This window comes from Candidatus Solirubrobacter pratensis (genome assembly GCF_000425945.1).
GTDB classification, from domain to species: Bacteria; Actinomycetota; Thermoleophilia; order Solirubrobacterales; family Solirubrobacteraceae; genus Solirubrobacter; species Solirubrobacter pratensis.
On the sequence record NZ_KE384481.1, the window covers coordinates 166,927 to 187,802 of the forward strand.

The following is a 20,876-nucleotide window of genomic DNA, read 5'->3' on the forward strand; positions in this document are numbered from 1 at the left end:
AGTGCTCTGCAGACGAGGTTCCCGACATTTGCTTTACATGTATATTAAGCCGATGGCACCCGGACCCCCCACACTGGCAACCGGCAAGATCTGCTACCTCGAGATCCCCGCAGCCGACGTCGGGCGCTCGTCGCGCTTCTACCGCGACGCGTTCGGTTGGGAGGTGCGCACCCGCGGCGACGGCGCGATCGCATTCGACGACGCGGTCAAGGAGGTGAGCGGCTCGTGGGTCACCGGCCGGCCGCCGTCGGCTGAGCCCGGGATCATGGTCCACATCATGGTCGCCGACCTCGAGGCAGCCCTCGCGGCCGTCCGCGCCGCGGGTGGCGAGGTGCTGAACGAAGACGCGGAGCCCGGCGAGCGCGTGGGGCACGTTCGCGACCCGGCCGGCAACGTGATCGGGATCTACCAGGAGCCCGGCCTGGCTGAGCGCGAGCGGACGGTCACGCCGGTGCCCGAGCACCTCCACACAGTCACACCGCGGCTCGCGTTGAGCGATGGCGCCGCCGGGATCGAGTTCTACAAGGCCGCGTTCGATGCCAAGGAGCTCGGCGAGCGCTACCACTTGGCCGACGGGACGCTCGTCCACGCGGAGCTGCTGATCGGCGACTCGGTGGTGATGGTCAAGGACGCCCAGGACGACGAGTTCAACGCGCTGCTGTGCACGTATTGGCCCGACGTCGACGCCGCATGGGATCGTGCCGTTCGCGCCGGCGCCGAGGTCATCCACCCCCTCGCCGACCAGTTCTACGGCGAGCGCGGCGGCCGCCTCGGCGATCCGTTCGGCAACCAGTGGATGCTGGCCGCCCGGATCGAGACCGTCACGCCGGCCGAGCTCGCCGCGCGGGAGCCGGCGTAGCGCCGGACCCGCCTGCATGTCACCACGGGCACCGGCGTAGGCCATGCCCCGGCTCCGGAGCAGCTCGCGAACCTCGCGCCAGCGGCGGGGGACGACGGACGTCGTGACGACGCGCCGACGTCTACCGGATCGTCGTCAGCACCGGCGGCTCCGCCCGCAGCTCGGCGATGCCGCGGTTCGGCGACGCCGAGCTGAGCGTCTTGCGCTCCTCGGCCGTCTTGGTTCAACGACGCCCGCGGGCGGGCGGCCGCCCGCGCGTGCAGGCAGCGGGCAGCGCGTGGCGATCGCGCTAGCCCCCGGCCGCGCGTGCGAGGCTGAGCTCGCGCGTGAAGTCGCGTCGCTCGCCGAGCCGCTCGCTGTCGGCGGCGCTGTAGTAGGTCGCCTGCGAGTCGTCCTGCGGCCGCGGCTCAATCGAGTCGAGGATCGGCATCGTCTGCTCGAACAGGACGTAGCCGTAGGCCAGCGCGCGTGCATACACGTCGCATACCTCGTCCCGCGCCGGGTAGATCGAATACTGGAGCTGGGCGACGATCGGCCCGTCGTCGATGCCCGGCGTGATCTCGTGGATCGTGACGCCATGCGAGGACTCCCGGTTCTTGAGCGCCCAGTTGATCGGCGCGACACCTCGGTAGCGCGGGAGCGGGCCGTTGTGAAGGTTGAGGATGCGGTCGCAGCGCTGGATGAACGACGGCCGGACGATGCGGTCGTAGAAGACCGAGACCGCCAGGCCCGTGCGTGGCCCGTCCGCAGCCCCCGGGTGATCGCGGTAATCGCCGGTCTCGACGACGTGGACGTCGTGGTCGCGCGCCCAGGCGGCGAGCGAGTCACTCCACGCCGGCTCGGGGACCACCGGGATGACCTCCACAAGCTCAAACTCGGGGCTGGCGCGGAACCACTCGCCGATGCGGATCGCCAGGGTGCCTTTGCCGAGCAATGTCACTTCGACCATCGGGTTCACCTCGCAGCGTTAGACGATGCCCAGGCTCCGGAGCTTCTCGTCGATCAGATCGATCCCGAGGCGGTAGCCCGGCCGCGGGAACAGATCGAGCGCGTGGAGCCTCCTCCCTTCGTATTCGACGTCCTTGACCAGCAGGACTCCGTCGCCCGTCTTGACGAGCACGCCGCGATCCTCCAGTCGGTAGACCACGTGCCCGGAGATCTCCTCGTAGGGCACGGTGCTGAACAGCTCGGCTGACAGGATCACCAGCTTCTTGTCCTGGAAGACGGTGAAGGCTCCAGGCGCCGCGGGAGGCGACAGCGCGCGGACGAAGCGCTCGATCTGCTCCGACGACCGTCCCCATTCGATGTAGCAGTCCCGCATGTAACGCCGGCCCACGAACGTAGCGTCCCGGAGATCCTGCGGCAGCTCGATAAGCGCGCCCCGCACGAGGGCTCGGAGGACCCGCGGGAGCGTCTCCACTAGATCTTCGACAAGCTGCGACTTCAGGCCCGAGAACGTGGCCTCCGGCGTGATGGGAAAGCGCCGCTGGAAGATGATCGGCCCGCCGTCGAGCGTGCTGTCGACGCGGTGGACCGTATAACCGATTTCGGTCTCGCCGTTGATGAACGCCCAGCCGTTGCCGTGCACCCCGCGGTACCTCGGCAGCAGGCCGCCATGGCAGTTGACGACCGTACCCGCCCGCACGAAATCCGCGGGCAACAGTCGCTGGTAGTCGCAGACGAGGCAGAGGTCCCAGGTGTGCGAGGCGAGCTCGTCGAGCGAGCGGACGAAGCGAATCGGCTCGGGGCGGCCGTTCCTGCCGGAGTCGGCAGCCGGGTCGCAATCGAGCGCGGCGACGACATCGAAGCCGGAGCGGGCGAGCGCCGGTACGACGCGATCGAACACCGGCCCTGTGCCGAGCGCCGCGACCCTCATCGCCGGTCCTCGTTCGATCGGTTCCAGACATAGCGCCGCCTGAGGAACGTCTGGCCCCCATGGCTCTCCTTGAAGCGAGTGAGCGTCATGTTGAGCATGAGGCGGAACGAAGACGGTCCGAGGTCGACCCATCGAATCGAGTGCTCGAGCGCCCACCGATAGAGCTCGACGAGCAGGAGGTCCATGGCCCTGAGGTCACGACCCCTTGGGCTGTCGGCCGGATAGAACGCGTTGAGGACGGACGGCGTCGCCTGAAAGGCGAGGATCCCGGCGAGCGCGTCTGCGTCGGCCGTCGCGAGAAACAGGTGCATGCCTTCAGGAGCGAGGTCATGAATCCTCAGCAATTCCGTGCACGAGTGCGTGGGTGTGGCGCCGAAGCGCTTCCTGTTGTCGGCGAGGATCGGATAGAACCGCTCGAGATCGGCGGTGAATTGCGCGGAATGGCGTACGGTGACGCCCCGCGTCAGCGCCTGCTTTGCGTTCCGCCAGGCGCTCGCCCGAACCAGGTGCCTGGGAAAGTCAGGATCGGCCTCGATGGGCACGATGAGACAGAGCTCAGGCTGCCGAAGCACGAATCCCAGCTGGTTGAGCTTGAACTCGATCGCTTCCGAGTACGCCGCCTCCTCCCAGTAGGGCGCGGGGGCGAGGACGATCTCCGCGCGTGTGCAGCCCAGCCCCTTGATGTCCTCCCACCAGAGATTCAGGCACTCGTCCAACTTGGCGTAGCTCAGAGCTTCATGCACCAGCCCACCATGTGACGAGCCGAGTGGACTGTGGAAGGTCGGGTCGCCTCCGTTGGTGACGGCGCCGGGAAGGAAGGCGACGGGGCTGCCGTTCCAGGAGAAGAGGTAGTGGCGCCACTGAGCGTCGGGGAACTTGTCGGCGCCGTGATAGGACAAGAACCTCGGGTGGTGAAACAGCGTCTCATTGATCGCCGAGCCGAACAGGCGATCGATCGCGTCGAGCGCGGCGGAGTTCGTGGTCAGGACGTCGCAGCGGAGACCGGACATCAGGCCGCAGCGTCCTCGGTGGCGACGGCCGGCACGCGCGTCCGGGCGCATGCCGTCATGACCGCAGCAGCATCACGACGCCCGCGACGATGACCGCGATGCCGGTCCAACGCTGAACCGTGACGCGCTCGTGGAGGAACAGCTGTCCGATCAGCGCGACCAGCACGTAGCTGAGGCTGTAGAGCGGCACGACCTTCGACAGCTCCTCGCTCCCATAGAGCTCGAGACTGATCAGCAGGACGACGACGAGCAGCGCCCCGCCGGCCAGGAAGCGCCAGTCCCCCGCGAGCCGCGGAAGATGGCCCAGCGAAGCGGAGCTCCCAAGCCTGAAGCCGCCGGCGTCGACGAGCGCCGCTCGCACCAGGTAGAGGCCGGCGAGCCCGATGGCGATCGCCGCCATCACGAGCAGGAACGGCCGCCTCATCGACCGATCGGCGCCGGACGCGTGCACGTCCGGCGCCGTAGCCTCGGAGGAGGGCGGATCTGGGAGATGGAGAGTGGGCATATGCGATGGGGTTCCTGTCCGCGCACGCGGAGTCCACGCCGGCGCTAGGCTGGCGGGCATGGTCCGGACGCTGCTGCTGATGCTGCTGGCGATCGGGTTCGGGCTGGGCGGCACGTACCTCATTCGGGCCGCGCTCGTCGATGTCGGCGGCTTCACCGTCGGCAGCCGCACGGCGGCGCGCCAGCTTCGGCGCCTCACGTCCAAGCGCCGCTTCTGGGCGGGTGGCGGACTGATCGGCGCGACGCTGGTCGTGAGCCTCGACCTCTACGGCAACCAGGATCTGTCGAAGGTGGTGCCGCTCTACAGCCTCAGCTATGTGCTGGTCGCGCTGATCGGGCGGCTGTTCCTGGGCGAGCGCGTCACGCTGCGGCGCTGGATCGCGATTCTGGTCATCGTCGCGGGCGTCGTCGTGCTCGTGCAGTCGTGACCGCATCGGGCCGCGCTCGAGCGCAGTGAGACGCTCGCTCATCGCGCCGCCCCCACGACCCATTGGACGTAGCCGAGCTCGCTCAGGCTGCGCTGCCGCTCCTCCTTGCAGAGCACCTCGCCGACCTTGAGACCCCCCGCCTGCAACCGGACGATCGGCTCCGGCCCGACCGCCGAGGGCAGGATCCCCATGTGTCCGCGCTGCGGCGCCACGGCCGGCCACACCGGCACCCCGGCTGCGAGAAGTCCTTCACGGTCGATGTCGCCCCAGTACTGGGCGACAACGGCGCCCGGCGTCTGCGCGGCCAGGAGTTGCGCCTCGGTGGCGTCCAGCACGGACTGGGCGCGCGGCCGGAGAGCGACGAGGACGGCATCCAGGGTCGGGTCGAGCCGGCCGTCGGCCAGCCGTTCGCGGACCTCGACCACCGCTCCGGCGGCTGTGAGTCCCCGCTCGATGAAGGCCCGGTACGGGTTGTCGCAGAGCAGCAGGATCCTGCTCGCGGTGACGCCGACGCCGGCGTCCGTGAGCAGCTTCACGGCCATCACGCCGAGGAAGGAGAAGACGTCGACGTTCGGATGCCGTTCGTTCGTCCCGCCGACGCGTATCCCGCGCTCGCAGCAGGCGTCCACGTCGACGTCGTCCGGGCGCAGCTCCCATGCCTCGTACATCAGCGAGATCGCGGCGCCCCGCTTCATCCCGGCGATCGTCGGCGCATCAAGTGGACGCAAGTGGCCGGAGTTGGTGACGATGTCCGCCTCGGACAGACGCGCATCGGGCTTGCTCGCGACGAGCTCGATCCGATCCTCGACGCCGGCCCATGCCGCGACCTCGCGCGTATACGCGGCGGCCTCGTCAGCCGTGCCGTAGGGACCGTGGCTGGCCAGCGCGAGGACCCGGCGTGCCCCGGCCATGGCGGCGAGGACCGGCGTCACCGCGTACGCACCCGTGGCCGCCTCAGTCACCACGGTGCGGCCCTCGAGGTCGAGCTCCAGGCGCCGCACGGCCGCCTTCATGAGGGTCACGAGCCGGCGGGAGTTGAGCCCAGGGTGTTGGTCGGCGCTCGGCACCCGCGGGCTGACGACCTCGCGGGCGGCCGCCGCGCTGGAGCGGCGGGGTGGGCTGCCACCGGCACGGCGCTCCCGCCGCGCCTCGATGAACGGCGGTGCCGCCCGCACCTCGTCGAGGATCCGCCAGACGTACTCCCCGAGGAGTCCGATCGCCATCAACATCGACCCGCCCGCGAGCGAGCTGACCACCATCAGCGTGGCCCAGCCGGAGATCGGGACGTCGGCGATCGCGGCCCGCAGGACGGTCGCGACGCCCAGCGCGATGCCCGCGAGGCACGCGACCACTCCCGTCAGCGACGCCAAGCGGATCGGCGCCGCCGAGTAGCTCGTGACCATGTCGACCGCCAGCTTCGCCCGCTTCCGGACCGTCCAGTTGGAACGGCCGCCGCCGCGGGCGCCGCGCTCGTAGTCCACGAAAGCCTGCGCGAAGCCGAGGTTGTAGATCAGCAGAAACAGCGAGCTGTTGCGGGCGGAGCATTGGAGCACCGCCTCGATCACCCGCCGGCTTGCCATGAGGAAGTCCAGGCCCGACGGCGGGTAGTCGAGCCCCGTCAGCAGCCGGAACAGCCGGTAATAGGCCGCGGCCGCGAGGCGCGTGGCAGCAGGGTCGTTGCGGCGTTCCCGCCGCCGCCCCCAGACGACGTCGAACCCCGAATCGAGCCGCTCCAGCATGTCGGGCAGCGCCTCCGGCGGGTCCTGGCCGTCGGCGGCCATCACGGCCAGGAAGTCGCCGGTCGCATAGCGCAGCCCGCACCGGATCGCGGCGTGGGAGCCCGCGTTGGTCGCGAGCTCGACCACCCTGCCTTCGAGCCGGCCATGCAGGCCGTCGCACGCCTCGTCGAAGGTGGCGTCCGCCGAGCCGTCGCTGACCACGATCACCTCGATCCGTCCGCCGAGCCCGGGTTCGCGCCCCGCGACCGCCGAGAGCCGCTCGAGCGTGCGCCCGATGACGCCCGCCTCGTTGTAGGCGGGAACGACGACGCTCAGCAGCGGCCGGGTATCGCCCGGCTCCACGGTCTCCATACGTGCCGCGCTCAGCGCCATGGCGGGCCCTCCACGGCGCAGTGCGCAACGGCGGTGGCGAGCGCCTCCGCGACCCGCTCGACGTCCTTCGTGTCCATGCCGTGGAACAGCGGCAGGATCAGCGAGCGGCGCGTGAGGCGCTCGGTCACCGGAAGGGCGGGAGCCGGGAGGGCGGCGCAGGACGGCTCGAGATGCGCCGCCATGATCCCCCGCCGAGTGGCGATGCCGCGATCGAGCAGCTCCTGCATGACGACGTCGCGCTGCAGCGGGAGGTCGTCGTCGAGCTGGACGACATACGACTGGTAGTTCGTCGTGCCGTACGGTGGATCGGCCGGGAGGGACAGGCCCGGGACGTCCCCCAGCAGCTCGCTGTAGCGCGCCGCGAGCGCGCGGCGGCGGGCGACGATGGCGTCCAGCTTGCCGAGTTGCACGAGGCCGATCGCGGCCTGCAGGTCCGTCATCCGGTAGTTGAACCCCAGCTCCTCGTACGCCTCCACGACCACTGTCCGGCTCGCGTGCCGCTCGTGGGCGGACACCGCCATGCCGTGCTCGCGAAGGCGCCGCAGCCGGCGCGCGAGCCGCCCGTCACCGGTCAGCAGCATGCCGCCCTCCCCCGTGGTGATGAGCTTGCGCGGGTGGAAGCTCAGCGCCACGAGGTTGCGCGCCCCGACCGGGAGACCGCGATATGTCGAGCCGATGGCGCAGGCCGCGTCCTCCACCACCGTCACGCCGCGCGGCTTGCAGAGGGCCTCGATCGCGTCCAGATCGGCCGGCATCCCGGCCTGGTGGACGACGATCACGGCGCGCGTCGCCGGGCTGAGGGCGCGCTCGAGCGTCTCGGCCGTGATGTTCTGCGTCTCGAGGTCGACGTCCGCGAAGACGGGACGCGCCCCGGCGTAGCGTGGCGCGTTCGTGGTGGCGATGAACGACAGCGACGGGACCACGACCTCGTCCCCGGGACCGACGCCGAGCGCGTGCAGCGCGAGGTGAAGCGCCGTCGTGCAGGACGTGGTCGCGACGCCCTCTCCGGCGCCGAGCGCCGCGGCGACGGACGCCTCGAAGGCGGCGACCTTCGGCCCCTGCGCGACCCAGCCCGAGGCCAGCACTTCGTTGACCGCCGCCGCCTCCTCCGCGCCCAGCCATGGACGCGTGATCGGGATCACGCCGTCCACGCGCCCACCTCGCGCTCCGCGCGCCACCAGTCGACCAGCGTTCGCAGGCCCTCCTCCAGTCCCAGCTCCGCCTCGAAGCCCAGCCGATCGCGCGCCCGCGTGGTGTCGGCCAGCCGGCGCGCGACGTTGTTGACCGCCCGCGCCGGCCCATACGCGACGGCAAGGTCGGAGTCCATCGCTCGCAGGAGCATCTGCGCCAGCTCCGCAAGGCTCGTCTCAGTGCCGCTGGCGACGTTGCAGACCTCGTCGGTGACGTCCGACGCGGCCGCCAGCACGTTCGCGCGGGCGACGTCGGCGACGTGGACGAAGTCCATCGTCTGCCTGCCGTCCCCCAGGATCACCGGCGGGCGTCCAGTCGCGATGCGCTCGATCCAGCGGATCAGGACCTCGGTATAGACACCGTGGACGTCCATCCGCGGCCCGTAGACGTTGAAGTACCGAAGCGCCACGTAGTCGAGCCCGTACATGGCGTGGAAGCTGCGAAGCAGGCCCTCGTTGAAGGTCTTGGCCGCGCCGTAGAGCGTGTCGTTGGCGTACGGGTGGTGGTCCTCGCTCGTCGGGAAGCGCTCGGCCATTCCGTAGATCGAGGCCGACGACGCCGCGATCACCTTGCCGACCCCGGCCCTGGCCGCGGCCTCGAACACGTTGAAGCTGCCGTTGACGAGCACGTCGACGGCAAGCCGCGGCTCCTCGGCGCAGCGCGTGATCCGAAGGGCCGCTTGGTGAAAGAGGACGTCCGCGCCCGTGGCCAGCCGCTCGACGAGCGTCTGGTCGCGGATGTCGCCCTCGACGACGCGCACATTGCCGTTCGCCTCCGCCCAGGCGAGGTTGGAGCGCCGGCCGCGCGAGAGATCGTCGAGGATGACCACCTCCCCGGCGCCCTGCTCGACCAGGAGGTCGGCGATGTGCGAGCCGACGAGCCCGAGCCCGCCGGTGATCAGTGCACGGTCGATCATGCGGTGTCCTCCATCGCCGCCAAAAGGGCCTGGGCGACGCGATCGATGTGAGCGTCCGGCAGCTCCGGGTACATCGGCAGAGACAACACGCGGGCGGCGCTGCGCTCGGCCTCCGGGAACGTGCCCGCGCCACGTCCGAGCTGCATGTACGCGGGCTGGAGGTGGATGGGAGAGGGGTAGTGCACCCCGGTTGCGATCCCCATCCGGTCCAGCCGCGTGCGCACTGCGCCGCGATGGTCCACCTCCACCGGGTACAGATGCCAGACCGGCTCGGCCCACGGCGCCGTGTACGGCAGGCGGACGCCCGGGACTCCCCGGAGCGCGCCGGCGTAGCGAGCGGCCACGCGCCGGCGGTCGGCCGTCCAGTCCTCGAGGCGCCGCAGCTTGATGCGCAGCGCCGCCGCGGCGAGCTCCGGGAGCCGGGCGTTGCAGCCGACGAGCTCGTGGCGGTTGCGCTCGCGCTGGCCATGGTCGCGCAGCGCGCGCACAGCACCGGCGAGCGCGGCGTCGTTGGTCGTGACGGCGCCTCCTTCTCCGGTCGCGCCGAGGTTCTTGGACGGATAGAAGGAGAAGCAGCCGATGTGCCCGAGCGCTCCGGCCCGCGTCCCGTGGCAGCGGGCAAGGTGTGCCTGGGCGGCGTCCTCGACGATCCAGGCACCGTGTTCGGCGGCGACGCGGGCGAGCGCGTCCATGTCCGCCGGGTGCCCGTACAGGTGCACCGCCATGATCCCGGCGGCGCCATGGCGGCGCAGCTCGCGCTCCACCCCCTCCACCGAGATGGTGCGCGTGGGCGGGTCGCAGTCGACGAGCACCGGAATCGCCCCGACCAGGCTCACGGCCTCGACGGTCGCGACGAACGTGTTCGCCGGCACGATGACGCGGTCACCGGGCCCGGCGCCGAGGGCACGCAGCCCGAGCACGAGCGCATCGGTCCCGGTGGAGACGGCGACGCAGTGCCGCGTCTCGCAAGCGGCCGCGAACTCCTGCTCGAACGCTGCCACCTCCGGCCCGCTCACGAACGCGCCGGCGCGCAGGATGCGGCTCCACGCCGCGAGGATCTCGTCGTGCAGCGGCGCGTGCTGCTCGGCGAGGTCGATCAGCGGGACCCGCACCGGACTCGCGGCGACGGTCATCGGGGGGCCACCATCGTCCCGAGGCACACGGGGGTGGAGCCGTTGCACATCGACGCTTGAGCCGCCTCGAGCACGCGAAGCACGCGCAACCCCGCATGCCCGTCGGTCTTCGGCTTCGTGCCGGAGCGAATGGCCCCGGTCCAGTCCTCGAGCACCCCGAGCAGCGCCTCCCGCTCGCGGAGCGCCGGCGCCACCATGCTGCCCATGCGATAGGACACCTTGCGGCGGCGCTGCTCGCCCGGCGAGAGGTCGATCTCGGCAAGGTCGACGCCCGATTCGAACACGCTCACGCGCTGGGCGGGCAGCAGGTCGTTCCACACGACCATCCGGTGGGAGCCGCCCACGATCGTCGTGCGGATCTTCGTCGGGCTCAGCCAGTTGAGGTGACAGTGGGCCAGCAGGCCGTCGTCGAATCGCAGCGTGAGATAGCCGACGCACGCATGGCCGAGGCCGAGCGGGTCCGCCCCCTCCGCCGTGACCGTCAGCAGCTCGCGGCCGGAGCCGAGGATGAAGTCGACGATCGAGATGTCGTGCGGCGCGAGATCCCAGAAGACGTCGACCTCTTGCTGGACGAGCCCGAGGTTCACGCGGACCGAGTCGTAGTACAGGGGCGTGCCGAGCTCGCCGGCGTCGATGAGATCGCGGATCTTCTGGACCGCCGGCGTGTAGCAGTACGTGTGGTCGCAGTGCAGGACCAGGCCGCGCTCCTCCGCGGCCCTGACCATCATCAGCCCCTCGGCGTAAGAGCGCGCGAGGGGCTTCTCGACGAGGACGTGACGGCCCGCCTCGATGCAGCGGTACGCGAGCGCCCCGTGGGTCGCCGGCGGCGTGGCGATCGCGACCGCCTCGACCGATTCGTCGGCGAGGACTTCGTCGATGTCCCGCGTGACCCGGATCGCGCTCTGCGCGCCGACCAGGCGCGACGCTCGGGCCTCGTCGCGGTCACAGACCCATTTCAGATCGGTCTCTTCGAGCGCCATGGCGTTCCGCACGATGTTCGGACCCCAGTAGCCGGCCCCGATCACGGCAGTCCCGACCGGGTTGGTCGCCGCCGTCGTCGCGTCCGGCAGGGGCCGCTCGTTCAAGCGCGAGCCGTTGTGCACTGCGCTGCCGCCGTTCATCCGACGCCTCCCGCCCCGCTCGGCAGCACCCGGACGCCCTGCCGGACGGCGTATAGCCGCCAGCTCTCCGGGAGCCGGAACTCTGGGCCGGGGTCGAATTCCTTCGCGAGTTGGAAGCCCGGCTCCTGTCCGGCCCACAGCCTGGGGCGGGAGCGGTTGAGGGCGTCCTGGGGCCAGTTCCTGGGATCGGGAAGCAGGACATAGGAGATTCGCTGCCGGTTCGGGTCGGCCAGCGCGGCCCGGAACCTGCGGTCGAACGTCATGACGAGGAGCCGTGCGTGGCTCGGGTTGACCTGCGCCGCGAGCGCCGCCCCTTGGTAGGAGTCGAGCAGCACGCGACCGTTCTTCGAGAGGATCCGCGTATCGAGGTAGTGCGCGAGCCGCGCACGCGCCACGACCGGATCGCCGTACCCCATCTCCAGGGCGTCTCGGCCCTCGACGAGCGCCTTCAGCTCGGGGCGCTCCTGCGTGCCGAGCGCCGGGTTGACCATGACCCACACGCATGCCGGCGCAGCGACGATCCAGCCGGCGAGGACGATCCCGATCGCACGGCGGCGCCGCTTCGACATCGCGATCTCATAGAGCCCCCAGCCGGCGGCGGCGTAGAGCGGGGTGGCGTAGTAGCGCAGGAACTCCATGCGCGTTCCGAGGTACGCCATCGGGGCGACCAGCAACAGCGTGACGCTGAGCGCCAACGCGATCAGCGACACCGTGCCGATGCGCGCCAGCCGCCGGTCGACGGCACGCAGCACGAGCAACGCGGCGAGTGGGATCAGCGCAGGCCAGATCCGCTCGGCGACGACTCCGAGGACGCCGATGACGTCGCCGCTGCCCGCGGCGCCGCCCTCGGCGACGTCCTTCGCGTTGTAGCTCGCATAGCCGTACGCGCCGCTCAAGAAGTACAGGGGCTGCCCCATGATCACGCCGTTGAAGATCACCCACATGACGCCGACGAACGCGGACGGAACCAGCAGCAGCAGGCCGAGGCCTTCCACCGCGCGCGGCTTTCCCTGCGGCGCCGCCGGGCGCGCCTCCGAGCTCCAGAACAGCGCGCCGACGAGCGCCGCGAACAGGGCGGCCGCGAACGGCACCGCTTCGTACATCGAGGCGGTGGCCAGGCCTAGGCACACGCCCGCCGCGGCGACCCACCATCGCTCGCCCGAACGCCAGAACAGCGTGAGGAAGCACACCGCGCCGATCAGGAAGGGCGCCGCGACTCCTTCCGCCATACCGGTCCCGCCGTAGACGAACAGCATCGGGTTGGTCGAGATCACGAGTGCGTACGTCCAGCCGAGCCACCTCGGCAATCCGAGCCGCTTGGCCGTGATGAGCAGCACGGCAGCCGTCGCGCCTCCGCAGACCGCGCTGGTCGCCGCGGACGACACTCCGCTCGCGACGATGTCCGGCCAGAACGGCGTGAGAGCGGCCCACGGCAGGTTGAGCAGCGTGGGCAGCGGCATCCAGACGAAGCCGATGTTCGCGAGCTTTGGGTCCGCCCCATGGAGGACGAACAGCGCGCTGACGGACCGGTAGAACGCGTCGCCCCACTGGAAGCCCCGCGCCGCCATCCACGCGCCGAAGGAGAACTGCGCGACGAAGACGATCGCGAAGATGACCACGGGACCGTTGACGAGGCCCTCGGACGTCGCCCGCAGGCCGCGGGCCCGGACGGCATGGGTTCCGGCGACGCCGCTCACGTCGGCTCCTCCACGACATGCAGGCCGTGCTCGGTCTTGTGCCAGTGAGAGGGGCGCAGCACCAGCTCGACGAGCGCGACGTACGTGGCGGCGCTCATCATGAGCCAGTAGATGGGGATCAGCAGAGCGTGCGGAGCGAGATCGTCGTGTCCGCGACTCACCGCCGCCGCGAGGCTGAGCAGGATCAGCAGGAAGTTGCCGAGCACGAGGCTCAGCGAGGCGGGATAGTAGGTCAGGCCGGGGAACACGGCTGCGATCCAGTCCGGCTGCGCGTAGATCCAGAGCAGCAGCATGAGCCAGAAGATCGGGGCGAGCAGGGCCGTGACGACGGCGCCGCCGATGGTGAGCAGGAACGCGGACGTGGCCTTCGGCCCGAGCTCTCGCAGCAGAGTCCGCGGGCGCCGGGTGTGGACCAGGAGGGTCTGCATGTAGCCCTTGCTCCAGCGCGATCGCTGGCGCAGCCAGTTCGGCACGCGGCTGTTCGCCTCCTCCTCCGTCGTGGACTCGAGCATCGCCGTTCTCAGCCCGAGCCGCGCGAAGCGCAGCCCCAGGTCCGCGTCCTCGGTGACGTTGTACGGGTCCCAGCCGAGGCAGGCCTCGAGCGCCGGCCGCCGGAAGTGGTTCGAAGTCCCCCCGAGCGGGATCGGCGCGCCGATGCGGTGCAGGCCCGGCAGGAAGATGTTGAACCAGGCGTCGTACTCCAGCGTGAACCAGCGGGTGAGCAGGTTCTGCCGCGGGTTGTAGTAGCCCAGCTTGGCCTGCAGGCAGGCCAGCGACTCGTCGCCGGCGCGCCGGAATCCCAGCACCGCCTTCTTGAGCTGCGCCGGGTCGGGCTTGTCCTCCGCGTCATAGACGGTCAGGAGCGACCCCTTCGCGTACCGGAGGCCGATCATCATGGCCCGCGGCTTGGTCCGCGGAGTCCCCGGCGGCAGCGGCAGCACCCGCAGCCACGGCGGTCGCCCGACCTGCTCGATCGTGGCGCGCGTGTAGTCGTCGTCGGCCTCGACGAGCAGCATCCCGTCGAGCTTCTGCTTGGGGTAGTCCAGCTGCGACAGCGCGTCGAACAGCGCGCGCACGGTCGTCGGCTTCTCCTTGTAGAGCGGCAGCAGGATCGTGTAGACGGGCAGCTCGCGCTCGTCGATCGCGGCAAGCTCCTCCGGAGGAGGATCGATCGTGGTGCCGCGTCGCGACCCCTGCGCCGCCGCGTACAGCCGGAAGCCGGTGGCAGCCAAGAAGAACGCGGTGGCGATGCCGACGAGCACGGTGGCGAGCAACCGGACGTCGGTCAACAGGCCGACCGTCACGGCGAACCCCAAGACGCACGCCAGGAGCGTCTGCGCTTTCGAGGGCGCGGTCCGGAACGCCGACATGTGGGGCGCCTCGTCGCGCAGCGCTCGCGTGACCTCCTCCGCGTCGACGTCCGCGTACACGCGGTTGAGCAGCTCGTCGAGCGTCCTCTCGTCGCAGAGCTTCGGCACCACGGAACGGGAGAGGCGCTGCTCGAGCTGGGTCAGCACCGCCTCAGTCGGATCGGCGAGCGCGACGGGCATCGCGCCGTCCGGGCGACCGTCGCCGTCGAGGGGCACCGCGCGCCAGGTCCGCGCCTCGTCAGCGGCGAGCACGGGGACGGGCTCATCGCTCGGTTGGAGCGTCTCGAGACCGAGCTCGCGCGCCAGCACCGTCGCCAGCGTGTCCACCGGGACCATGCCGTGCGCGACGAGGATCTCCCCGAGCCTGCCCCCGCTCTGGGCCTGCTCCTTGAGCGCATGCGTCAGCTCGCGCTCGCTCAGCGCTCCTGCGTCCTGCAGCAGCTCGCCGAGGCGGAGCCGGATCGGGCGGCCTCCCGCGATCGCTCCGCGGGTCGGGTACCGGTCAGGAGCCGCCTGTTCCGCGCGGTCCGTCGGAATCGCCTGCGGCGGCGTCTGGTGGCGCCTCCTCCTCGGCATCACCCGCGTCATCAACGCCGTGCCGGCGACCAGGATGCCCAAGGCCAACAGCGTGAGGATGACGCCGGCCCATGGCGCATCGAAGCTCGCGACCCGGCCGTTGCCGGAGGCGAGCGCGGAGTTGGCCGTTTGGAGATGGCCGCCCTGGAACGCGACCGGCACGGCGGACCGGCTCGCATTCGTCGCGCCGGCATTCGTATACGCGGAAGCTGCTTGGAGCCTGAGGCCTCCTGCGAATGCGACCGTGGTGATGGCCACGAGGACGATGCAACGGTTGCGGCGAGGAACGAAGTCAGACGGACCGCCCGCGGGTCCTCCTAGGTCCCGTTGCGTGGCGCGGATCTCGTTCGGTGCTTGCATGTACATGGATCTCCTCGCCCCGTCTAAGTGGACGAATCTGCGGTTATGACGGTCGCGACCTTCACCTCACCTCGCTCGCATTCGCGAATGCAGCACGAAGCGAGCCGGTGAGAACGACTGTCATAACTCCTACTTCCCCCGTGTACGAAGATGCCGGCTACCCGGTCCCGCGGCTCTGCTCGCGGCGGCATGCCTAAGCGCAGCACGATCCTAGTCGGACACACTCACGAAGGCGATGCGTCTATTTGTCCAACGCCACTCAGACCCAACCGCGCGCGCTTGCGGCCAGTACCGCTTGCGCGCGGTCCGCTACGCCGAGGCGTCTGTAGATCCGGTGAAGGTGAGAACGGACGGTGCTCTCAGAGATTCCGAGCTCCAGCGCGATCTGCTTTCCGCCCTTGCCCGCCCGCAGGCCCCTCACGACCCGGAGCTCGCGTTCCGACAATGGACAGCGCTCAGCGAAGTCGCTGTGGACGAGCATCGGATACGGCTGTTCGTGCAGCAGCGTGGAAAGCGCCTCGCCGCTCAGGCCGGCCCTGTCTCCGACGTCCGCCAGTCGTTGGACGTCGATCGGGTCGGCCGCGGCGAAGTGCGCCAGCATGTCCGCCACGCTGACGACGGCGGCCACGCCTTCCGGGCGCTCGTCGTGATGGCCATCGATCGCCTCGCATAGGACGTCCGGCAGCTTCCACGACCGCGCCAGCGTGCCGCCGAGGGCTGCGTGGTCCACGCCGAAGTGCCGCCGCTCGCGGCGCACGCCCTCCTCGGGGGTTGCCTGTCGGTCGACCCCGGCGCGGTGGCCTTCAGTCAGCGCCCCGAGGGCGACCTTGCCAAGGTCGTGAAGCGCCGCCGCGGCGATCACCGCGTCCGAGTCATGGCGCCCTGCGCGGTCGGCGACCAGGCCCGCCAGCCGCTGCACGGCGAGCGCATGGACGCGCAATCGCTCTGCGCCGTGATCCCATCGCTCCGCCGCTGCGACGAACTCGGCGCCCCGGCGGTCATCCGCCACGGCCTTCACAGCCTCGCGGACGCTCGTGATCGCATCGCCGACGGCTGCCTGATTCGCAATGCCGAGAACCGTCAGAGTGAGCGCCGGGTCCGCCTCGACCGCGGCTACGAGATCCCGGGCCGGACCGCGGTGGCGAACCACCGCGTACAGCCGTTCCTTGGACTCCAAGAGTGCCGGCAGGCGATCGATCACCGCGCGCGCCGCCGCCGCCGACGGACCGCGATCCGCACGCTTCGATCGCAGCGATGATTGACCACGAAGCATTCAAGCCCCAAATATGACCAGACACCAAATGGCGACTGGCAATGTGCTTTTATACGGGCTTTTGTGGGCTATTTCAAGAGGACGCAATCACGTCTCTGCCGCCATTCCGGCGCGGCGCAGCGTCTGAATGCTTTGGAGTCGTTTCAGTGAATTGCGGTGATTGCATTGGTTAGACCTGCGGCGGGTCATCCGCGCCCGCGTGCATGCAGTTACTGTTAATCGCGTGGCGCTTACGGCGAGGATCGCATACCAACCGGCGCCAAGAGCAAGTGTGAGTAACTTTCTCCTCCGCGTCGCCGCGCGCGTGACCATCGCGGTACGGCCGGCGACGGACACGGGCGCGATGCTGTTCGCGACAGGCTTCGGCGATCGCCGCGATGTGCCGGTGATCGGTCCCGCAGCAGCCACCGAGGAGCTGCCCGCTCGGCAGCCGGCCGTCGGTCTCGACGGTGAAGGAGACGGCGACCGGCAACGCGGCCTTGCACGCGGCGCGCGCGATGCCGATCGCCTCCTCGGCTTAGGTCATCGTCGGCTGCGGCACCGGCACCTGGCTCGCCGCCGTGCGCGAGCTCGGCGCGCGGTCGCGATCGGCGCCGCCGAGCGACGCGATCTGGACCGCGTGGTCGGCCTCGGCCTCTTCGGCGCTCATGCGCTCGCCCGCGACGTAGCCGTCCCCGCCCGGGCCGATCGGTGCGTCGACGGTGATCTCGAGGTCCGGGCGGTCTCGAATGCCGCCGTCGGTGAGCGTGACGCCGCGCATGCTCACGATTCTCTCATTCGAGACGTGCCGGATGCAACCCAAGTAGGTCGTTGCCGGGTGCAACCCAAGTAACATCTGGGCACATGGCCACTGCGGACACGAAGGCGCAGATCGGGACCGCGATCGCCGCCTTCCAGAGGGAGGTCCCGGCGCTGGCGCGACTCAAGCTCGTCTTCGAGCTCGAGCTGCGCGGGCGGGGTGACATCCAGCTCTTCCGCGTCGAGGTGCCGGGGCCGCGGATCACGCGCGACATCGCGTCCGACGCCAAGGTTCGCCTCTCGCTGCCGCGCACGGAGTTCAACGAGCTCCTCAAGGACGGCTCGATCCGCCACTGGCGCGAGGCGTTCGCGAGCGGGCACGTGAAGGCCACGGGGCCGTCCGAGATCCTGAAGCTGATCCAGAGCGTGGTGCTCAAGCAGGAAGAGCGCACGCGCTCGCGCAAGCTGCGCGTGCGCTAGTGCCGCCGGCGCCCAGCGCAGGCCTTCAGGGCAGCGGCCGCGGGGGCTCGCCGACGTAGAGGGCGCTCGGGCGGACCAGCCTGCCGGAGCGCGTCTGCTCGAGGATGTGCGCCGACCAGCCGGCGGTGCGGGCGCAGGCGAAGAGCGGCACGAACAGCTGCGGCGGGATACGCGCGTGGTCGAGCACGACCGCCGACCAGAACTCGACGTTGGTCGCGAGGACGCGGTCGGGCTTGCGGGCGGCGAGCTCGTGGAGCGCGGCGCGCTCGAGGGCGGCGGCGGTCTGGGCGCGCGGCGAGTCGAGCTCCTCCGCGGTACGGCGGAGCACGCGGGCCCGTGGGTCCTCGGCGCGGTAGACGCGGTGGCCGAAGCCCATCAGGCGCTCGCCGCGATCGAGGACGCGGGCGACGTAGCGTTCCGCGTCGCCTTCCCGCTCGACCTCGTCGAGCATCTGCAGCACGCGTGCGGGAGCGCCGCCGTGAAGCGGACCGGACAGGGCGCCGACGGCGGCGGACAGCGCGGCGGCGACGTCGGCGCCGGTGGAGGCGACGACGCGCGCCGTGAACGTCGACGCGTTCATGCCGTGCTCGGCGGCGGTGCTCCAGTAGGCGTCGATCGCCTTCACGTGCGCGGGGTCGGCCTCGCCGCGCCAGGTGGCGAGGAAGCGTGCGGCGAGGCTGCCGGCCGCGTCGATCTCGCTCCGCGGGACGGCTGACGCGGCTCGGCCGCGGGCGAGCCGGGCGACGAGGTCCAAGGCGGCGACGGACGTGCGCGCCAGGTCGTCGCGGGCCTGGGCGGCGTCGATGTCGATCAGCTGCCGCAGGCCGAGGGCCGGCGCGAGGCGCGCCAGCCCGGCCTGCAGATCCGCGCGGAGGTCGACGCGCGAGCGCCCGTCCGTGGCGCCGCGCGCGCCTCCGTCCCCACCGCTCACGAGGCCGGGCAGCAGTGCGCCGTCGACGAGCAGGCCCCAGACGCGCTCGAACGGGACACGGCCGGCCAGCTCCTCGACGTCGATGCCGCGGTAGCGCAGCGCGCCGCCCGCGCGGTCGGGCTCCGCGATCTCGGTCGCGAACGCGATCACGCCCTCGAGGCCCTCGCTGACGTCGTTCTCGATCGTTGTGCTCATGCCGCCAGTCTGGCAGTATTGTCAACGTTGACTGAATCAATGTTGAGCGCGGCGGAAGCAGCCCGGCGGCTCGGCGTCAAGCCCGAGACCCTGTACGCGTACGTCAGCCGCGGCATGCTCACCCGCCACCCCGCCCCGGACGGTCGCCGCTCCCTGTTCGAGCGCGCCGAGATCGAGCGCCTCGCCGCCCGCAACCGCCGCGGAGGCCGGGCGGGCGCGCTCGAGGTGGTCATCGACACCGAGGTCACGCTCATCGACCCGGCAGGAGCGCTCTACTACCGCGGCCACGACGCCACCCGGCTCGCCCGCGAGAGGACGTACGAAGAGGTCGCCGAGCTGCTCTGGGCCGACGCGCGGGGTCCGCGCGCCGGCGGCGACGACGCGCGGGCGCTGCGGGCGGGCGGGGATGCCGCGCGGGGTCCGCGCGCCGGCGGCCACGACGCCGCCGAGTCGCGCGCGGGCGGGGACGCCTCGGGATCGGCGCCGTGGGTCGCGGCCGGCGGTGGCGCGGTCGCTGCCGCGGATGCCGTGGTGGCGCGCGGGGCGCGGCTCGTGGACCGGCTCCGCGTGATCGTCGCGCTCGCGGCGGCGGCGGACCCGCTTCGCAACGATCTCCGGCCGCCGGTGGTGCGGCACGCCGCCCGGGGCCTCATCGCCGCGATGGTCGACGGGCTCCCGCGGCGATCCGAGGCCGTCGACGGGACGGTCGCCGCGCGGCTGTGGTCGCGGCTGCACGATGTGGCACCGGAGCCGGCCCGCTTGAGGGCGCTCAATGCCGCGCTGGTGCTGCTCGCGGACCATGAGCTGGCGGTCTCGGCGCTCGCGGCGCGGGTGGCGGCGAGCGCGTGGGCGGACCCGTACCTCGTCGTGCTCGCCGGCCTGAGTGCGCTCGGCGGCCCGCTGCACGGCGGCGCGCCCGGGGCGGTCGAGCGGCTCTTCGCGCAGCTGCGCGAGCCGGGCGACGTCGCCGCCGCCCTGGGTGAGCGGCTGGCGGCCGGCGAGTCGCTGCCCGGGTTCGGCCACAAGATCTACCGTGGCGCCGACCCGCGCGCCGAGACGCTGCTCGGCCTGGTCCGCGAGGCGAGCCCTGAGCGGCAGCCCGTGATCGACGAGGTGCTGCGCCTCGCGGGGCGCCACGACGGCCCGAAGCCGAACGTCGACCTCGCCCTCGGCGCCATGTCCGACGCGTTCGGCTTCGTGCCGGGCGCCGCCGAGACGATCTTCGCGATCGCCCGCACGGCGGGCTTCATCGCCCAGGCGCTCGAGGAGTACCCGCACCGGCTCCGCTTCCGCGCGAAGGCGGCATACGTGGGAGCTGCCCCAGAGGCGGCCGCCGGACGTCGCGGCAACGGCCCGCGGTGACGTGGGCCGCCGGAGCGACGCGGCCGAAGGCGCGCGGGTGAGGTGGCCCTTGCCCGCGCGCCGGAGATCAGGACCGCGCTCGCGGGTCGACGTAGACGTCGTCGATCTGCCAGCTGCCGCCGAGCAGCGGCGCGAAGCGGAAGCGGACGGCGGTCTGGTCGGGCGGGAGCAGCGGGAGCAGGTTCGCGATCACCGCGTAGGGCAGCGTCGGGTGCCAGCCGCCGCCGAGGTCGACGCCGATCGGCAGCGTGACCCAGACGTTCAGCGACGTCTGCACGTCCACCCACACCGAGAGCGTCGACAGCAGCCCGCTGCTCTTCTTGGAGAAGAACCGCAGCGTCGGCTCGCTCAGTCCCACGCACACCGGCGGCGAGACCGCGACCGAGCCCGCGGGCAGCGACAGCGACCTGCTGTCCGCCCCGGTGCCGATCTTGGGGGACGCATCCCCCGCGATGACCTTCGCCCCGCCCGACAGCGTCCAGCCGTCGGCGCCCGTCTCGAAGTCGTCGACCTGCTTGTAGCTGGACGAGTCGCCCCACGGCTTGAACGCCTGCGTGATCTCCGGATCGCCGCAGCCCGTGGCCGACTTCGTCAACACGCCGGCCTGCGCCGGCGCACTCACCGCCGCTGAGGCGGCGGTCATCGCGATCGCGGCCCCCGCCGCTCGCGCGATGCGCATTCTCCTTGTCATCTGAGCCTGACCTCCGTGACGGCTCGGGAAACCTTGTCCCTCCTAAAGTCGGCC

Annotated in this window: 19 protein-coding genes; 4 read left to right on the forward strand and 15 right to left on the reverse strand. The window is 71.1% G+C overall.

The features are described 5' to 3' along the window. Positions 1–52: 52 nt before the first annotated feature. Entirely contained in the window at positions 53–859 is an 807-nt protein-coding gene (locus tag H958_RS47950) for a VOC family protein (protein ID WP_196807639.1), read from the forward strand. Between the two features lie 289 nt (positions 860–1,148). Here the strand turns inward: H958_RS47950 and H958_RS0130330 are convergent, their stop codons facing one another. From H958_RS0130330 to H958_RS47955, 4 genes are read right to left on the reverse strand one after another with little or no spacing between them, the layout of a single operon-like run. Next, a complete protein-coding gene (locus tag H958_RS0130330; protein WP_037412087.1) occupies positions 1,149–1,808 on the reverse strand; it encodes a formyltransferase family protein in 660 nt (219 codons plus the stop codon). A gap of 18 nt (positions 1,809–1,826) precedes the next feature. After that, complete coding sequence (locus H958_RS44395; RefSeq protein ID WP_028061415.1) at positions 1,827–2,735, reverse strand: methionyl-tRNA formyltransferase; 909 nt, start codon at positions 2,733–2,735, stop codon at positions 1,827–1,829. Next, the gene (locus H958_RS0130340) at positions 2,732–3,796 is read right to left on the reverse strand and encodes a GNAT family N-acetyltransferase (RefSeq protein WP_081686441.1); all 1,065 of its coding nucleotides are present in this window, start codon (positions 3,794–3,796) and stop codon (positions 2,732–2,734) included. Before H958_RS0130340 ends, H958_RS44395 begins: the two co-directional genes overlap by 4 nt. A gap of 4 nt (positions 3,797–3,800) precedes the next feature. After that, positions 3,801–4,169 (reverse strand): EamA family transporter, encoded by a 369-nt coding sequence (locus H958_RS47955; RefSeq protein WP_196807640.1) that lies wholly within the window; start codon positions 4,167–4,169, stop codon positions 3,801–3,803. Positions 4,170–4,329: 160 nt separating this feature from the next. Here H958_RS47955 and H958_RS44400 point away from each other — a divergent pair, with 160 nt between their 5' ends. Then, complete coding sequence (locus H958_RS44400; protein ID WP_196807641.1) at positions 4,330–4,677, forward strand: EamA family transporter; 348 nt, start codon at positions 4,330–4,332, stop codon at positions 4,675–4,677. A gap of 38 nt (positions 4,678–4,715) precedes the next feature. On the opposite strand, the gene H958_RS45635 is transcribed toward H958_RS44400, so the two are convergent. From H958_RS45635 to H958_RS47960, 9 genes are all read right to left on the reverse strand, one after another. Further along, positions 4,716–6,767, reverse strand: coding sequence for a glycosyltransferase family 2 protein (locus H958_RS45635; protein WP_231379411.1), 2,052 nt, complete (start codon positions 6,765–6,767; stop codon positions 4,716–4,718). Positions 6,768–6,778: 11 nt separating this feature from the next. After that, positions 6,779–7,930 (reverse strand): DegT/DnrJ/EryC1/StrS family aminotransferase, encoded by a 1,152-nt coding sequence (locus H958_RS41460; RefSeq protein WP_051325147.1) that lies wholly within the window; start codon positions 7,928–7,930, stop codon positions 6,779–6,781. Next, positions 7,927–8,895, reverse strand: a complete 969-nt coding sequence (locus tag H958_RS0130370; RefSeq protein WP_028061418.1) for an NAD-dependent epimerase/dehydratase family protein — start codon at positions 8,893–8,895, stop codon at positions 7,927–7,929. The genes H958_RS41460 and H958_RS0130370 overlap by 4 nt, the downstream gene beginning before the upstream one ends. Then, positions 8,892–10,028 (reverse strand): DegT/DnrJ/EryC1/StrS family aminotransferase, encoded by a 1,137-nt coding sequence (locus tag H958_RS0130375; RefSeq protein WP_028061419.1) that lies wholly within the window; start codon positions 10,026–10,028, stop codon positions 8,892–8,894. Before H958_RS0130375 ends, H958_RS0130370 begins: the two co-directional genes overlap by 4 nt. Then, entirely contained in the window at positions 10,025–11,149 is a 1,125-nt protein-coding gene (locus H958_RS41465; protein ID WP_081686444.1) for a Gfo/Idh/MocA family protein, read from the reverse strand. Before H958_RS41465 ends, H958_RS0130375 begins: the two co-directional genes overlap by 4 nt. Then, positions 11,146–12,846: a hypothetical protein gene (locus tag H958_RS0130385; protein ID WP_028061420.1), complete on the reverse strand. Its 1,701-nt coding sequence runs from the start codon at positions 12,844–12,846 to the stop codon at positions 11,146–11,148. Before H958_RS0130385 ends, H958_RS41465 begins: the two co-directional genes overlap by 4 nt. Beyond that, a complete protein-coding gene (locus tag H958_RS41470; protein WP_051325021.1) occupies positions 12,843–14,954 on the reverse strand; it encodes a glycosyltransferase family 2 protein in 2,112 nt (703 codons plus the stop codon). Before H958_RS41470 ends, H958_RS0130385 begins: the two co-directional genes overlap by 4 nt. A gap of 457 nt (positions 14,955–15,411) precedes the next feature. After that, positions 15,412–16,353 carry an HDOD domain-containing protein gene (locus tag H958_RS41475; RefSeq protein ID WP_051325022.1) on the reverse strand — a complete coding sequence of 314 codons (942 nt, stop codon included), beginning with the start codon at positions 16,351–16,353 and terminating at the stop codon, positions 15,412–15,414. A gap of 589 nt (positions 16,354–16,942) precedes the next feature. Continuing rightward, positions 16,943–17,185 (reverse strand): hypothetical protein, encoded by a 243-nt coding sequence (locus H958_RS47960; RefSeq protein WP_037412090.1) that lies wholly within the window; start codon positions 17,183–17,185, stop codon positions 16,943–16,945. An 83-nt stretch (positions 17,186–17,268) separates the two neighbouring features. Between H958_RS47960 and H958_RS0130405 the strand changes: the two genes are divergently transcribed. Beyond that, positions 17,269–17,643 carry a hypothetical protein gene (locus H958_RS0130405; RefSeq protein ID WP_028061421.1) on the forward strand — a complete coding sequence of 125 codons (375 nt, stop codon included), beginning with the start codon at positions 17,269–17,271 and terminating at the stop codon, positions 17,641–17,643. Positions 17,644–17,668: 25 nt separating this feature from the next. Here the strand turns inward: H958_RS0130405 and H958_RS0130410 are convergent, their stop codons facing one another. After that, positions 17,669–18,769, reverse strand: a complete 1,101-nt coding sequence (locus H958_RS0130410; RefSeq protein WP_028061422.1) for a citrate synthase 2 — start codon at positions 18,767–18,769, stop codon at positions 17,669–17,671. Between the two features lie 39 nt (positions 18,770–18,808). On the opposite strand from H958_RS0130410, the gene H958_RS41485 reads away from it, so the two are divergent. Then, positions 18,809–20,131, forward strand: coding sequence for a citrate synthase (locus H958_RS41485; RefSeq protein WP_051325023.1), 1,323 nt, complete (start codon positions 18,809–18,811; stop codon positions 20,129–20,131). A gap of 67 nt (positions 20,132–20,198) precedes the next feature. On the opposite strand, the gene H958_RS0130420 is transcribed toward H958_RS41485, so the two are convergent. Next, positions 20,199–20,810: a hypothetical protein gene (locus H958_RS0130420; protein WP_028061423.1), complete on the reverse strand. Its 612-nt coding sequence runs from the start codon at positions 20,808–20,810 to the stop codon at positions 20,199–20,201. Positions 20,811–20,876: the final 66 nt, after the last annotated feature.

Coding starts and splice junctions, on each gene's coding strand:
- H958_RS41465 (WP_081686444.1), bottom strand. CDS start 11,149: ATGAACGGCGGCAGCGCAGTGCACAACGGCTCGCGCTTGAACGAGCGG.
- H958_RS47950 (WP_196807639.1), top strand. CDS start 53: ATGGCACCCGGACCCCCCACACTGGCAACCGGCAAGATCTGCTACCTC.
- H958_RS47955 (WP_196807640.1), bottom strand. CDS start 4,169: ATGAGGCGGCCGTTCCTGCTCGTGATGGCGGCGATCGCCATCGGGCTC.
- H958_RS0130420 (WP_028061423.1), bottom strand. CDS start 20,810: ATGCGCATCGCGCGAGCGGCGGGGGCCGCGATCGCGATGACCGCCGCC.
- H958_RS47960 (WP_037412090.1), bottom strand. CDS start 17,185: ATGCGCGGCGTCACGCTCACCGACGGCGGCATTCGAGACCGCCCGGAC.
- H958_RS0130340 (WP_081686441.1), bottom strand. CDS start 3,796: ATGCGCCCGGACGCGCGTGCCGGCCGTCGCCACCGAGGACGCTGCGGC.
- H958_RS44400 (WP_196807641.1), top strand. CDS start 4,330: ATGCTGCTGGCGATCGGGTTCGGGCTGGGCGGCACGTACCTCATTCGG.
- H958_RS44395 (WP_028061415.1), bottom strand. CDS start 2,735: ATGAGGGTCGCGGCGCTCGGCACAGGGCCGGTGTTCGATCGCGTCGTA.
- H958_RS0130330 (WP_037412087.1), bottom strand. CDS start 1,808: ATGGTCGAAGTGACATTGCTCGGCAAAGGCACCCTGGCGATCCGCATC.
- H958_RS45635 (WP_231379411.1), bottom strand. CDS start 6,767: ATGGAGACCGTGGAGCCGGGCGATACCCGGCCGCTGCTGAGCGTCGTC.
- H958_RS0130405 (WP_028061421.1), top strand. CDS start 17,269: ATGGCCACTGCGGACACGAAGGCGCAGATCGGGACCGCGATCGCCGCC.
- H958_RS0130370 (WP_028061418.1), bottom strand. CDS start 8,895: ATGATCGACCGTGCACTGATCACCGGCGGGCTCGGGCTCGTCGGCTCG.
- H958_RS0130410 (WP_028061422.1), bottom strand. CDS start 18,769: ATGAGCACAACGATCGAGAACGACGTCAGCGAGGGCCTCGAGGGCGTG.
- H958_RS0130375 (WP_028061419.1), bottom strand. CDS start 10,028: ATGACCGTCGCCGCGAGTCCGGTGCGGGTCCCGCTGATCGACCTCGCC.
- H958_RS41485 (WP_051325023.1), top strand. CDS start 18,809: ATGTTGAGCGCGGCGGAAGCAGCCCGGCGGCTCGGCGTCAAGCCCGAG.